Here is a 15000-nt window from a genome sequence, read left to right as displayed (position 1 = left end):
TACATATAGATATAACAAAGAATATCCCTACTAATTTAAGTCCATTATCTTCGCTAAATATAAAAAGATACCTTATACATATATATGAGGTATCTTTTTAACATTTAAACTATATAAAACATACAATTTAACAGTCCCTACTATCCATTTTATTACCCTTTAATAGATTACGTAACTTTTGCTTATCCGCCCATCCTACTCCAATTAAAACTAGACTCCCTCCCATTATTATCTTCCATGTCAGAGATTCATTTAATAGGATAATTGAAGTAATGATACTTATTAACGGCAATCCATTTAAGTACAGTCCACTTATTGATGCTGAGACCGTCTCTAGCGCTTTATTCCAGAACCAATATGCTAAAATTGTTGCCCCAATAACAAGGTATACTATACTAAATCCAATCTTCCATGTTTCGATTTTTGGGAAACCGTAGTAAAAAATTTCTATCATTGCAAATGGCAACACAATAGCTGCACCTATCATTAGTGTTACTGTAGTGAAAACTTTATTAGATAAACGTCGTTCTTGTTTTGGCCGTTTTAACAAAACTGTGTAGAACGCAAATAAAAAGGTACTTAATAAAATAAGTATATCTCCTATTAAAGATACCTCTTGATTAGTATGGCTAGATGGAATTGTAATAAAGAGCACTCCTATAGCGCCCAACATAATTCCGATCCAATAATCCATCTGAATTTTCTCTTTCAGAAAGAACGCTGAAAAAAGAATTGTAACTAATGGCAATGCAGCATCAATAATACTAACATGTAATCCACTTGTTAAAGAAATACCATAGGATGTGAACATAAAGTACCCAGCTACACCAGTAAAAGACAGTAAACTCATTCTTTTCCACGGAATATGTTTATGTATAACTACTTTTTGTAGTTCGTTAAATGAGAAAAGCATACAAATCCCACCCGCAAAGAAAAGACGAATAAATAACAAAGTAAACGGTTGAATGGATTCTAATGCCCATTTCGTTGGTGCAATGGCTGTTCCCCATAATATAACAGCCACTAATAACATGCATATTTCTTTCATAATCCCCCACACCCATCAAAAAATATATGTTAACTACCTTAATTATAGATTTTTTCTTAGGTAAAATCCTTTAAAACCACAAAAAGGTTATGCGAAAAATAGCCATCCAGCTCTTTTTTACATAACCTTTTCATATTAAATCAAAACATTATTGTTCATTCGACAACTAAATTAACATAAAAAGGAAATCCTTACCTTCAATTTATATTTAAACGTATTACTTTATCATCCGAATTTTATTTTATACCGTTTCTATTTCATTCTTTTTTTCATCTTCAGGGTTATTAAATTTATGGATTTTAACCTTCGGTAAATAAAAATAAACACAAAAAAACCTAAGTCGAAACGACTTAGGTTTTTGCTTGGCGACGTCCTACTCTCACAGGGACAAGGTCCCAACTACCATCGGCGCTAGAGAGCTTAACTTCCGTGTTCGGTATGGGAACGGGTGTGACCTCTCTGCCATCATCACCAAACTGATGAAGGTATATTCCTTCAAAACTAGATAACATTGCTTCATATTATATGGTTAAGTCCTCGATCTATTAGTATTCGTCAGCTCCACATGTCACCATGCTTCCACCTCGAACCTATCAACCTGATCATCTTTCAGGGATCTTACTAGCTTACGCTATGGGAAATCTCATCTTGAGGGGGGCTTCATGCTTAGATGCTTTCAGCACTTATCCCTTCCGCACATAGCTACCCAGCTATGCCCTTGGCAGAACAACTGGTACACCAGCGGTGCGTCCATCCCGGTCCTCTCGTACTAAGGACAGCTCCTCTCAAATTTCCTGCGCCCACGACGGATAGGGACCGAACTGTCTCACGACGTTCTGAACCCAGCTCGCGTACCGCTTTAATGGGCGAACAGCCCAACCCTTGGGACCGACTACAGCCCCAGGATGCGATGAGCCGACATCGAGGTGCCAAACCTCCCCGTCGATGTGGACTCTTGGGGGAGATAAGCCTGTTATCCCCGGGGTAGCTTTTATCCGTTGAGCGATGGCCCTTCCATGCGGAACCACCGGATCACTAAGCCCGACTTTCGTCCCTGCTCGACTTGTAGGTCTCGCAGTCAAGCTCCCTTATGCCTTTGCACTCTACGAATGATTTCCAACCATTCTGAGGGAACCTTTGGGCGCCTCCGTTACACTTTAGGAGGCGACCGCCCCAGTCAAACTGCCCACCTGACACTGTCTCCCGGGTCGATAAGACCCGTAGGTTAGAATTTCAATACAGTCAGGGCGGTATCCCACCAGCGCCTCCACCGAAGCTAGCGCTCCGGTTTCAATGGCTCCCGCCTATCCTGTACAAACTGTACCAAAATTCAATATCAGGCTACAGTAAAGCTCCACGGGGTCTTTCCGTCCTGTCGCGGGTAACCTGCATCTTCACAGGTACTATAATTTCACCGAGTCTCTGGTTGAGACAGTGCCCAAATCGTTACACCTTTCGTGCGGGTCGGAACTTACCCGACAAGGAATTTCGCTACCTTAGGACCGTTATAGTTACGGCCGCCGTTTACTGGGGCTTCAGTTCAGAGCTTCGCTTACGCTAACCCCTCTCCTTAACCTTCCAGCACCGGGCAGGTGTCAGCCCCTATACTTCGCCTTACGGCTTCGCAGAGACCTGTGTTTTTGCTAAACAGTCGCTTGGGCCTATTCACTGCGGCTTTCCGTTAAGAAAGCACCCCTTCTCCCGAAGTTACGGGGTCATTTTGCCGAGTTCCTTAACCAGAGTTCTCTCGCACACCTTAGGATTCTCTCCTCGCCTACCTGTGTCGGTTTGCGGTACAGGCACCTTTTATCTCGCTAGAAGCTTTTCTTGGCAGCGGGGAATCAAAGACTTCGCTCCATAAGGAGCTTCCCCATCACAGCTCAGCCTTCACGATAAGCGGATTTGCCTACTTATCAGCCTAACTGCTTGGACGTGCACAACCAATCGCACGCTTCTTCTATCCTTCTGCGTCCCTCCATTGCTCAAACGATAAAGAGGTGGTACAGGAATATCAACCTGTTGTCCATCGCCTACGCCTGTCGGCCTCGGCTTAGGTCCTGACTAACCCTGAGCGGACGAGCCTTCCTCAGGAAACCTTAGGCATTCGGTGGACGGGATTCTCACCCGTCTTTCGCTACTCATACCGGCATTCTCACTTCTAAGCGCTCCACCAGTCCTTCCGGTCTGACTTCACTGCACTTAGAACGCTCCCCTACCACTGATACCATTGGTATCAATTCGCAGCTTCGGTGGTGTATTTAGCCCCGGTACATTTTCGGCGCAGAGTCACTCGACTAGTGAGCTATTACGCACTCTTTAAATGGTGGCTGCTTCTGAGCCAACATCCTAGTTGTCTAAGCAACTCCACATCCTTTTCCACTTAATACACACTTTGGGACCTTAGCTGGCGATCTGGGCTGTTTCCCTCTTGACTACGGATCTTATCACTCGCAGTCTGACTCCTAAGGATAAGTCATTGGCATTCGGAGTTTGACTGAATTCGGTAATCCGATGAGGACCCCTAGTTCAATCAGTGCTCTACCTCCAAGACTCTTACACTTAAGGCTAGCCCTAAAGCTATTTCGGGGAGAACCAGCTATCTCCAGGTTCGATTGGAATTTCTCCGCTACCCACACCTCATCCCCGCACTTTTCAACGTGCGTGGGTTCGGGCCTCCATTCAGTGTTACCTGAACTTCACCCTGGACATGGGTAGATCACCTGGTTTCGGGTCTACGACCACGTACTAAACGCCCTATTCAGACTCGCTTTCGCTGCGGCTCCGCCTCTTCAGCTTAACCTCGCACGGGATCGTAACTCGCCGGTTCATTCTACAAAAGGCACGCCATCACCCATTAACGGGCTCTGACTATTTGTAGGCACACGGTTTCAGGATCTCTTTCACTCCCCTTCCGGGGTGCTTTTCACCTTTCCCTCACGGTACTGGTTCACTATCGATCACTAGGGAGTATTTAGCCTTGGGAGATGGTCCTCCCAGATTCCGACGGAATTTCACGTGTTCCGCCGTACTCAGGATACATTCAAGAGAGAACGAAGTTTCGACTACGGGGTTATTACCCTCTGTGACGGACCTTTCCAGGTCGCTTCGTCTACCTCGTTCCTTTGTAACTCCGTATAGAATGTCCTACAACCCCAAGAGGCAAGCCTCTTGGTTTGGGCTAGATTCCGTTTCGCTCGCCGCTACTCAGGAAATCGCATTTGCTTTCTCTTCCTCCAGGTACTTAGATGTTTCAGTTCCCTGGGTCTGTCTTCCATACCCTATGTATTCAGGTAAGGATACCATACCATTACGTATAGTGGGTTTCCCCATTCGGAAATCTTCGGATCAAAGCTTACTTACAGCTCCCCGAAGCATATCGGCGTTAGTCCCGTCCTTCATCGACTCCTAGTGTCAAGGCATCCACCGTGCGCCCTTTCTAACTTAACCAAACTAAAATTAAAAAAATATGAGCTACACTGTTATCTAGTTTTCAAAGAACATACATTTAAACTTGAGAGATAGTTCTCTCAAAACTGAACGAAACAAAACAAGTCAACGTTTATTGATGAACTGCGTTCATCAATTCTCCATAGAAAGGAGGTGATCCAGCCGCACCTTCCGATACGGCTACCTTGTTACGACTTCACCCCAATCATCTGTCCCACCTTAGGCGGCTGGCTCCATAAAGGTTACCCCACCGACTTCGGGTGTTACAAACTCTCGTGGTGTGACGGGCGGTGTGTACAAGGCCCGGGAACGTATTCACCGCGGCATGCTGATCCGCGATTACTAGCGATTCCAGCTTCATGTAGGCGAGTTGCAGCCTACAATCCGAACTGAGAACGGTTTTATGAGATTAGCTCCACCTCGCGGTCTTGCAGCTCTTTGTACCGTCCATTGTAGCACGTGTGTAGCCCAGGTCATAAGGGGCATGATGATTTGACGTCATCCCCACCTTCCTCCGGTTTGTCACCGGCAGTCACCTTAGAGTGCCCAACTTAATGATGGCAACTAAGATCAAGGGTTGCGCTCGTTGCGGGACTTAACCCAACATCTCACGACACGAGCTGACGACAACCATGCACCACCTGTCACTCTGCTCCCGAAGGAGAAGCTCTATCTCTAGAGTTTTCAGAGGATGTCAAGACCTGGTAAGGTTCTTCGCGTTGCTTCGAATTAAACCACATGCTCCACCGCTTGTGCGGGCCCCCGTCAATTCCTTTGAGTTTCAGCCTTGCGGCCGTACTCCCCAGGCGGAGTGCTTAATGCGTTAACTTCAGCACTAAAGGGCGGAAACCCTCTAACACTTAGCACTCATCGTTTACGGCGTGGACTACCAGGGTATCTAATCCTGTTTGCTCCCCACGCTTTCGCGCCTCAGTGTCAGTTACAGACCAGAAAGTCGCCTTCGCCACTGGTGTTCCTCCATATCTCTACGCATTTCACCGCTACACATGGAATTCCACTTTCCTCTTCTGCACTCAAGTCTCCCAGTTTCCAATGACCCTCCACGGTTGAGCCGTGGGCTTTCACATCAGACTTAAGAAACCACCTGCGCGCGCTTTACGCCCAATAATTCCGGATAACGCTTGCCACCTACGTATTACCGCGGCTGCTGGCACGTAGTTAGCCGTGGCTTTCTGGTTAGGTACCGTCAAGGTGCCAGCTTATTCAACTAGCACTTGTTCTTCCCTAACAACAGAGTTTTACGACCCGAAAGCCTTCATCACTCACGCGGCGTTGCTCCGTCAGACTTTCGTCCATTGCGGAAGATTCCCTACTGCTGCCTCCCGTAGGAGTCTGGGCCGTGTCTCAGTCCCAGTGTGGCCGATCACCCTCTCAGGTCGGCTACGCATCGTCGCCTTGGTGAGCCGTTACCTCACCAACTAGCTAATGCGACGCGGGTCCATCCATAAGTGACAGCCGAAGCCGCCTTTCAATTTCGAACTATGCAGTTCAAAATATTATCCGGTATTAGCCCCGGTTTCCCGGAGTTATCCCAGTCTTATGGGTAGGTTACCCACGTGTTACTCACCCGTCCGCCGCTAACTTCATAAGAGCAAGCTCTTAATCCATTCGCTCGACTTGCATGTATTAGGCACGCCGCCAGCGTTCATCCTGAGCCAGGATCAAACTCTCCAATAAAGTTAGTTTGTCTAGCATCTAAAAATAAAAATTGACGTTCACGTTGTTTGTTTCGTTCAGTTTTCAAAGAACTTGTTTGCCGCTCATTTGCGACTCCCTTATGTTAACATTTTCATATTTCAATGTCAACCAAGTTTTTTTATTTCTTTTGTCGCTTTCTGCGTTGTTGCTATCGGCGACTTGTTCTATATTACACCTCTATATACTAATCGTCAATACCTTTTTACAAAGAAATTTAATTTAGTACCTTTGCACTCTTTTAACTCTAGATAAGGACCTACAAAGATCTCATTAAAATAGAAACCATCGTCTACTTTTCTTTACCAATCTATTCTTCTAAATACTATTCAATTTAGGCACTTCTCTATTTCAAAGGACTCGCTTCCCCCATCTTACCGAACTCATACAATTGATTCTTTTCAGCTAAACTAGCAACCTTATTTTAACAATTAATAGTATATAATTAGAAAGTTGCTTTATTTTTTATTACCGCTCCCTATTCCCCTTTGTTTATCAAGTTGTAATATCAATAACATTCTATTAGAAACAGGTGACGATATGAAAGATATACGTATTCTTATAGCAGATGACGATAAAGAAATTCGAGACTTATTAAAAAGATATTTAGAACGAGAATTATATATGGTAGATACTGCAATTAATGGCGAAGAAGCGTTGTGCTTATTTAACAAAAATAACTACAACCTCGTTATATTAGATCTTATGATGCCGAAAGTAGATGGTATCGAAGTGTGTAGAAAACTTAGAGATACAACCAACATTCCTATATTAATGCTAACTGCTAAAGATCACGAAGTTGATAAAATTTTGGGCTTAAGCATAGGTGCTGATGATTATATTACGAAACCTTTCAGTATTCACGAAGTGGTTGCAAGAGTAAAAGCTCTTATGCGACGTTTTTTAGTTCTTGGAAGTAACACTAACGTACAAGAGAAAACAGCTTTAACATTTAAAGGACTAACTATCGATTTTAAAAAATACACAGTCCATACGAACGGAAAAGAAATCAACTTAACTGGAAAAGAACTTGAACTATTAAAATTCTTCGCTTCAAACCCAGAGCAAGTATTTACGAAAACACAACTCTTTCGGAATGTATGGGACGATAATTATATAGAAGATGATAATACAGTTATGGTGCATATTAGAAAGCTTAGAAAGAAAATAGAAATCGATTCTTCCAATCCAAAATTCATTCAGACTGTATGGGGAATCGGTTATAAGTTTGTAGGTGAAAAGGTTGAAAAATGATAAGATCCTCATTCTTATTTCATTACAACTTATCATTTGCGGACTTTTAAATATAGATATGGGATACCATGTAAAAATATCTTTATTTATTGCTCTTATCATAATCACAATATATCTTTTCTTTTCAAGAGTTCACTTTATTCAAAGCAACGAATCGATGGTTACTAAATTAAGCCGTGCACTTAAAGGGAATTTACAAACGAGGCTATTCACAAATAACGACCGTTCACTAAATAGTATCGTGTTTTCAATAAACGACTTAATAACTGCATTAGAAAAGGGTCAGATCGAAGCAAGGAAATCCCAAGAAGCTAGAAAACAACTTTTATCTAATATCTCACATGATATCCGAACACCACTTACTTCTATTATTGGATATATTGATGCTTTAAAAGATGATGTCGCTGCTTCTGAAGTAGAAAAGCAAGAATATCTTGAAATACTTTATAAGAAATCGAATGACTTAAAACATCTGGTCGATGAAATCTTTAATATGGCCAAGCTAGATGCTGATGAATTTCCATTAAAAGAAGAAGAACTCGATTTTTCTGAAGTTACTAGAGAAGTATTAATCGAATTTTTACCCGAGCTATCAAAACATAACATTGAACTACAAGTTCTCATACCAGAATCTACTTCCCCTATTATTGCAGATCACCTTAGCCTTATACGAATTATAGGTAATCTAATAAAAAACGCTATCCATCACGGAAAAGCTGGAAAAATAGTAGGAGTCGAACTACTAGAAACCAATACAGAATATGAGCTTCTTATTTGGGACAAGGGACCCGGTATTCCAAAACATGATTTACAAAACGTATTTAAGCGGATGTACCGCAGCGAACAATCAAGAAATCCTTCTTACGGTGGTAGTGGCCTCGGACTTTCTATTTCTAAAGCCCTCGTTGAAAAAAATGGTGGGCGCATATGGGTTGACAGTATTCCCTGGGAACGAACTACTTTTGGTTTTTCCGTCCCAAAACACACTACTTTTAAGAAATAGTTAAGAAATGATTAATATGCAGTTAAACCTTCCTTTTTATTATGTAATTAAGAACTTATAGAAAGTAGGTGCCCCCTATAAATACAATTATAAAAACGACAAACCTTACTAAAGTTTATGGGAACCAAAAGTCAGTAGATAATCTAAATATAAATGTACAGCAAGGAGAGATTTATGGATTCATAGGGCGTAACGGTGCTGGTAAAACAACTACAATCCGTATGCTGCTTAGTCTTATAAAACCTACAAGTGGAAATATAGAAATATTCGGTGAGGATTTACTTCGGAATCCAAAAGAAATTTTAAGAAGAATTGGTTCTATCGTTGAAGTCCCAGGATTTTATGAAAACTTAACTGCAAGAGAGAACTTATTAATTAATGCAAAGATAATTGGAGTTCACAAAAGGAATGCAATTGAAGAAGCATTAGAAATTGTAGGCTTGCAGCACGAAACAAAAAAATTAGTAGGAAAATACTCTTTAGGAATGAAGCAACGCTTAGGAATTGCACGTGCTCTTCTCCATTATCCTGAACTACTCATACTAGATGAACCAACTAACGGACTAGATCCAATCGGTATTAAAGAAATGCGAAAACTCATTAAATCTTTAGCTCAAGACAGAAATATAACGATACTCATTTCTAGTCATATATTAGCTGAGGTGGAACAACTAGTCGATCGTATGGGAATTATTCATGAAGGAAGGTTATTAGAAGAAGTTTCTCTTGATACACTGCGTAAAGCCAATCGTAAGTACATAGAATTCCAGGTAAATAATGATAATAAAGCTGCGATGCTATTAGAAAAGCATTTTCAAATTTTTGATTATGAGGTACATGATGAAGGAAATATTCGCGTTTATTCTCACTTTGGACAGCAAGGACACATTAATAGAACGTTAGTTCGCAATGATGTTGAAGTATTAAAAATTGTGATGAGCGAAGATAGACTAGAAGATTATTTCACCAAACTAGTTGGGGGTGGCGCAATTGGTTAATCTTCTTTATACAGAACTATTAAAATTGAAACGATCCAATATGTTTTTGATTAGTATTATCGGAGCAGGTGTCGCGCCATTTTTAGTGGTTGTAGCTTCTTATATACACATGAAGACAAAGCAACCTACTCCAACTATTTTATTTGGTCAACTGTTCACTGAAGTTAACCTATACACTACTTTAATTATAGGATTCCCCTTATATGGAGTTGTGATTGCTTATCTATTTACCCGTGAATACACGGAAGATACATTAAAAAATTTGCTAACTATCCCAGTATCACGTATTAGCTTTATTATAAGTAAGTTTATCCTTCTATTCCTTTGGATCATGATGCTAACTTTAGTTGCTTGGACGCTAACTTTATTATTAGGGCTAATAGGTAGCTTCCCTGGGTTTAGTATCACCTTACTTTTAGGCTCTCTCATAAAATTTTTAATATGTGGTGGACTTCTCTTTCTTTTGTCTTCACCTATTGTACTACTAACTCTTGTAATGAAGACCTATGTACCGCCTATTATATTAACAATCATTATTACAATGACTAACCTTATGATCGTAAATTCAAAACATAAAGACCTATTCCCATGGACCGCTACTCTAGATATAGCAAATAACGAATTACAACCGACTTATCCATCAGAGTATTCTTATATCATCATTGCAGTAACAGCGATTTTCGGATTTATTACAACACTATTCTATTTTAAAAGGGTGGATATTCATTAATTTATAGGAGTGAAACTATGAGCGATCTTATCATTGCCTTCATACTTGGTATTGTAGAAGGGTTAGCTGAATTTTTACCCATCTCTTCTACTGGCCATCTTATATTAGTCGGACATTTATTAGGTTTTGAAGGAGAAAGGGCAAAAACGTTTGAAATTGTCATACAGTTAGGGGCAATTTTAGCTATCGCGATTTTATATCATAAACGCCTTGTTTCTTTATGTAATATTAAACCCCTTCTACGGAAAGAGAAAAAATTCAATGCATTACATGTTTTTCTCGGTGTATTCCCAGCAGTAGTTGTTGGCCTATTATTACATGATGTTATTAAAACATACTTATTTCAGCCGTATACTGTCGTAATCGGACTTGTAGCAGGAGCAATTCTTATGATTTTTGCAGAAGCAAAAAAAGCAGAGGCAACCGCCTTTTCACTAGATGATTTAACATACCGTCAAGCATTAACAATTGGATTATTTCAATGCTTAGCAGTATATCCTGGCTTCTCTAGAGCGGGCTCTACTATTTCTGGAGGGCTATTAGCAAAAGTAAATTATAAGGCTGCATCTGAGTTCTCTTTTCTCATTGCCATTCCTGTAATGGCCGGAGCTACAGGGTTAGACTTATTAAAAAGTTGGAAGTATTTAAGTGTAGATGATATTCCTATGTTTGCGGTAGGATTCATTACCTCTTTTCTTGTAGCAATGCTAGCGGTAGTAACCTTCCTGAAGCTTTTAGAAAAGATAGGTTTAAAACCTTTTGCATATTATCGTATTTTGTTAGCCATTGTATTTACACTTTTCGTATTGCTATAGCTTCATATAAGTCACATATTATTAAACCGATATTCAAGGAATATCGGTTTTTATCTATTTCACCTCTAGTATTACTCACTTCAATATGGCATAGTGGATAATAGATCAATATTAATAATCAGAATATTATTTACCTTTAAACAACACTTCATTAAAATATGTAACGTTAAAAGCTATATTTGAAATCCGAACCTAGTAATAGCATTTCTTCTTTATACACATATGCTGAAGTAAAAATAAGCACCTCAATTGATTGAGTCTACCCATTACACCACGATAGAACTAACGTTCTCACCCCTTTGCTATACATCACTTCTTCCTTGTTTCTATATTTATGGAAGCGAAGTACGTGTAGGTGATCGGGCATTGACCCTAACTTTATTGCAGCCCAAATCACAAATAGACTACATAACAACTATATCCATTACCATACGAAACAATTCGAAAATTGAACATCCCGTCTATTAATATGGGCGTCTACGGGGAAAATGGTCATAAATGGACAGAACAAGTTTATAAACCATATTCCTTCAGCGTATTACTTGTATTAATCCGTAATACAACAACCCAGATTTTATATGACTACAAAACTATTACAAATAAGCAAGTTGCTCAAAGCTTATAAAAAAATTAAAGCGAGGTAAATATACAAATGAATCCATTAGCACAATCATATTGGGATACTTATTGGGGAAACAATAAAAAACCAGAATCTGTTACAGCTTGGCAATTTGGTGATTCTCCTGATTATCTCGCTCAATTAGTCATTGATGGTGTGAAAACCGCAACATGCTCGGGCCATATTTTTTACGAATTAGAAAATGAACCACTACCAACAACTAACGATTATAGTATTGTACTCAATAGTCAGGATGAACCTGTAGCTATTATTAAGACAATAGAAGTAACTATAATGCCAATGAATGAAGTGACTGAAGAATTTGCTGTAGCTGAGGGTGAAGGCGATCTTACTTATAATTACTGGAGAGACACCCATATACAGTTCTTTACAAAGGAACTAAGCGAACTTGGTCTTAGTTTTTCTGAAGATATGCTGCTCGTTTTCGAACGTTTTAAGCTTATCGATGTAAAAAACAAAGTGAAGCTATGATAAATAACGATTTTACCGGAAGTCCATACTAGATAAATACATTTATCTTTAAACAAATAAGCTTGTTATCAATGGATTTCTTGAGCCATTAATAACAAGCTTATTTCATTAAACACAAAAAAGACGAGTCATTCTGACTCGTCTTAAAGTTGCTTGGCGACGTCCTACTCTCACAGGGACAAGGTCCCAACTACCATCGGCGCTAGAGAGCTTAACTTCCGTGTTCGGTATGGGAACGGGTGTGACCTCTCTGCCATCATCACCAAACTGATGAAGGTATATTCCTTCAAAACTAGATAACATTGCTTCATATTATATGGTTAAGTCCTCGATCTATTAGTATTCGTCAGCTCCACATGTCACCATGCTTCCACCTCGAACCTATCAACCTGATCATCTTTCAGGGATCTTACTAGCTTACGCTATGGGAAATCTCATCTTGAGGGGGGCTTCATGCTTAGATGCTTTCAGCACTTATCCCTTCCGCACATAGCTACCCAGCTATGCCCTTGGCAGAACAACTGGTACACCAGCGGTGCGTCCATCCCGGTCCTCTCGTACTAAGGACAGCTCCTCTCAAATTTCCTGCGCCCACGACGGATAGGGACCGAACTGTCTCACGACGTTCTGAACCCAGCTCGCGTACCGCTTTAATGGGCGAACAGCCCAACCCTTGGGACCGACTACAGCCCCAGGATGCGATGAGCCGACATCGAGGTGCCAAACCTCCCCGTCGATGTGGACTCTTGGGGGAGATAAGCCTGTTATCCCCGGGGTAGCTTTTATCCGTTGAGCGATGGCCCTTCCATGCGGAACCACCGGATCACTAAGCCCGACTTTCGTCCCTGCTCGACTTGTAGGTCTCGCAGTCAAGCTCCCTTATGCCTTTGCACTCTACGAATGATTTCCAACCATTCTGAGGGAACCTTTGGGCGCCTCCGTTACACTTTAGGAGGCGACCGCCCCAGTCAAACTGCCCACCTGACACTGTCTCCCGGGTCGATAAGACCCGTAGGTTAGAATTTCAATACAGTCAGGGCGGTATCCCACCAGCGCCTCCACCGAAGCTAGCGCTCCGGTTTCAATGGCTCCCGCCTATCCTGTACAAACTGTACCAAAATTCAATATCAGGCTACAGTAAAGCTCCACGGGGTCTTTCCGTCCTGTCGCGGGTAACCTGCATCTTCACAGGTACTATAATTTCACCGAGTCTCTGGTTGAGACAGTGCCCAAATCGTTACACCTTTCGTGCGGGTCGGAACTTACCCGACAAGGAATTTCGCTACCTTAGGACCGTTATAGTTACGGCCGCCGTTTACTGGGGCTTCAGTTCAGAGCTTCGCTTACGCTAACCCCTCTCCTTAACCTTCCAGCACCGGGCAGGTGTCAGCCCCTATACTTCGCCTTACGGCTTCGCAGAGACCTGTGTTTTTGCTAAACAGTCGCTTGGGCCTATTCACTGCGGCTTTCCGTTAAGAAAGCACCCCTTCTCCCGAAGTTACGGGGTCATTTTGCCGAGTTCCTTAACCAGAGTTCTCTCGCACACCTTAGGATTCTCTCCTCGCCTACCTGTGTCGGTTTGCGGTACAGGCACCTTTTATCTCGCTAGAAGCTTTTCTTGGCAGCGGGGAATCAAAGACTTCGCTCCATAAGGAGCTTCCCCATCACAGCTCAGCCTTCACGATAAGCGGATTTGCCTACTTATCAGCCTAACTGCTTGGACGTGCACAACCAATCGCACGCTTCTTCTATCCTTCTGCGTCCCTCCATTGCTCAAACGATAAAGAGGTGGTACAGGAATATCAACCTGTTGTCCATCGCCTACGCCTGTCGGCCTCGGCTTAGGTCCTGACTAACCCTGAGCGGACGAGCCTTCCTCAGGAAACCTTAGGCATTCGGTGGACGGGATTCTCACCCGTCTTTCGCTACTCATACCGGCATTCTCACTTCTAAGCGCTCCACCAGTCCTTCCGGTCTGACTTCACTGCACTTAGAACGCTCCCCTACCACTGATACCATTGGTATCAATTCGCAGCTTCGGTGGTGTATTTAGCCCCGGTACATTTTCGGCGCAGAGTCACTCGACTAGTGAGCTATTACGCACTCTTTAAATGGTGGCTGCTTCTGAGCCAACATCCTAGTTGTCTAAGCAACTCCACATCCTTTTCCACTTAATACACACTTTGGGACCTTAGCTGGCGATCTGGGCTGTTTCCCTCTTGACTACGGATCTTATCACTCGCAGTCTGACTCCTAAGGATAAGTCATTGGCATTCGGAGTTTGACTGAATTCGGTAATCCGATGAGGACCCCTAGTTCAATCAGTGCTCTACCTCCAAGACTCTTACACTTAAGGCTAGCCCTAAAGCTATTTCGGGGAGAACCAGCTATCTCCAGGTTCGATTGGAATTTCTCCGCTACCCACACCTCATCCCCGCACTTTTCAACGTGCGTGGGTTCGGGCCTCCATTCAGTGTTACCTGAACTTCACCCTGGACATGGGTAGATCACCTGGTTTCGGGTCTACGACCACGTACTAAACGCCCTATTCAGACTCGCTTTCGCTGCGGCTCCGCCTCTTCAGCTTAACCTCGCACGGGATCGTAACTCGCCGGTTCATTCTACAAAAGGCACGCCATCACCCATTAACGGGCTCTGACTATTTGTAGGCACACGGTTTCAGGATCTCTTTCACTCCCCTTCCGGGGTGCTTTTCACCTTTCCCTCACGGTACTGGTTCACTATCGATCACTAGGGAGTATTTAGCCTTGGGAGATGGTCCTCCCAGATTCCGACGGAATTTCACGTGTTCCGCCGTACTCAGGATACATTCAAGAGAGAACGAAGTTTCGACTACGGGGTTATTACCCTCTGTGAC

At 42.3% G+C, this 15000-nt stretch carries 8 protein-coding genes, 5 rRNA genes and 1 pseudogene (2 of these 14 only partly in view); 8 read left to right on the top strand and 6 right to left on the bottom strand.

Translation table 11 applies throughout. The features are described from left to right. Positions 1–34 carry the 3' portion of a sulfotransferase family 2 domain-containing protein gene (locus MHH59_RS01670; RefSeq protein WP_002124863.1) on the top strand. The gene continues 758 nt to the left of window position 1, outside the view, so the window shows 34 of its 792 coding nt (coding positions 759–792); its start codon lies off the left edge, out of view; its stop codon occupies positions 32–34. A gap of 93 nt (positions 35–127) precedes the next feature. Here the strand turns inward: MHH59_RS01670 and MHH59_RS01665 are convergent, their stop codons facing one another. From MHH59_RS01665 to MHH59_RS01650, 4 genes are all read right to left on the bottom strand, one after another. Further along, a complete protein-coding gene (locus MHH59_RS01665; RefSeq protein WP_340850767.1) occupies positions 128–1048 on the bottom strand; it encodes a DMT family transporter in 921 nt (306 codons plus the stop codon). 360 nt (positions 1049–1408) lie between these two features. Further along, positions 1409–1524: ribosomal RNA gene (rrf, locus tag MHH59_RS01660) — 5S ribosomal RNA — on the bottom strand. Positions 1525–1573: 49 nt separating this feature from the next. Then, positions 1574–4495, bottom strand: a 23S ribosomal RNA gene (locus MHH59_RS01655). Between the two features lie 146 nt (positions 4496–4641). Further along, positions 4642–6193, bottom strand: a 16S ribosomal RNA gene (locus MHH59_RS01650). The 16S, 23S and 5S rRNA genes sit together here, the layout of an rRNA operon. Before the next feature lie 558 nt (positions 6194–6751). Here MHH59_RS01650 and MHH59_RS01645 point away from each other — a divergent pair. The 7 genes and pseudogenes from MHH59_RS01645 to MHH59_RS01620 all read left to right on the top strand — a co-directional run bounded on the left by MHH59_RS01645 (position 6752) and on the right by MHH59_RS01620 (position 12122). Next, on the top strand, positions 6752–7465 hold the full coding sequence (locus MHH59_RS01645; RefSeq protein ID WP_002170136.1) for a response regulator transcription factor: 714 nt from the start codon (positions 6752–6754) through the stop codon (positions 7463–7465). Next, positions 7455–8468, top strand: a complete 1014-nt coding sequence (locus MHH59_RS01640) for a sensor histidine kinase (RefSeq protein ID WP_016121372.1) — start codon at positions 7455–7457, stop codon at positions 8466–8468. The genes MHH59_RS01645 and MHH59_RS01640 overlap by 11 nt, the downstream gene beginning before the upstream one ends. A gap of 68 nt (positions 8469–8536) precedes the next feature. Next, positions 8537–9466: an ABC transporter ATP-binding protein gene (locus tag MHH59_RS01635; protein WP_002124853.1), complete on the top strand. Its 930-nt coding sequence runs from the start codon at positions 8537–8539 to the stop codon at positions 9464–9466. Next, positions 9459–10196 (top strand): ABC transporter permease, encoded by a 738-nt coding sequence (locus MHH59_RS01630; RefSeq protein ID WP_002124852.1) that lies wholly within the window; start codon positions 9459–9461, stop codon positions 10194–10196. The genes MHH59_RS01635 and MHH59_RS01630 overlap by 8 nt, the downstream gene beginning before the upstream one ends. Positions 10197–10213: 17 nt before the next feature. After that, entirely contained in the window at positions 10214–11011 is a 798-nt protein-coding gene (gene bacA / locus MHH59_RS01625) for an undecaprenyl-diphosphate phosphatase (RefSeq protein ID WP_002124850.1), read from the top strand. Positions 11012–11435: 424 nt separating this feature from the next. Continuing rightward, positions 11436–11636, top strand: a pseudogene (locus tag MHH59_RS30765) (peptidase M20); the annotation flags it as partial. A 27-nt stretch (positions 11637–11663) separates the two neighbouring features. Beyond that, positions 11664–12122, top strand: a complete 459-nt coding sequence (locus MHH59_RS01620; protein ID WP_340850766.1) for an ASCH domain-containing protein — start codon at positions 11664–11666, stop codon at positions 12120–12122. A gap of 151 nt (positions 12123–12273) precedes the next feature. On the opposite strand, the gene rrf (MHH59_RS01615) is transcribed toward MHH59_RS01620, so the two are convergent. Both rrf (MHH59_RS01615) and MHH59_RS01610 read right to left on the bottom strand, forming a co-directional pair. Next, positions 12274–12389 (bottom strand): 5S ribosomal RNA (gene rrf, locus MHH59_RS01615). A 49-nt stretch (positions 12390–12438) separates the two neighbouring features. Continuing rightward, positions 12439–15000 (bottom strand): 23S ribosomal RNA (locus MHH59_RS01610) (it continues 360 nt past the right edge of the window).

The sequence above is a fragment of the Bacillus sp. FSL E2-0195 genome (assembly GCF_038003645.1).
Taxonomy (GTDB): domain Bacteria; phylum Bacillota; class Bacilli; order Bacillales; family Bacillaceae_G; genus Bacillus_A; species Bacillus_A mycoides.
The sequence above is the reverse complement of the archived record's forward strand: the minus strand, read 5'-3'. Positions and strand labels throughout refer to the sequence as shown.

What these genes read in the sequence shown, in the direction of transcription:
- MHH59_RS01665 (WP_340850767.1), bottom strand. Translation starts at nt 1,048, where the DNA reads ATGAAAGAAATATGCATGTTATTAGTGGCTGTTATATTATGGGGAACA.
- MHH59_RS01645 (WP_002170136.1), top strand. Translation starts at nt 6,752, where the DNA reads ATGAAAGATATACGTATTCTTATAGCAGATGACGATAAAGAAATTCGA.
- bacA (WP_002124850.1), top strand. Translation starts at nt 10,214, where the DNA reads ATGAGCGATCTTATCATTGCCTTCATACTTGGTATTGTAGAAGGGTTA.
- MHH59_RS01620 (WP_340850766.1), top strand. Translation starts at nt 11,664, where the DNA reads ATGAATCCATTAGCACAATCATATTGGGATACTTATTGGGGAAACAAT.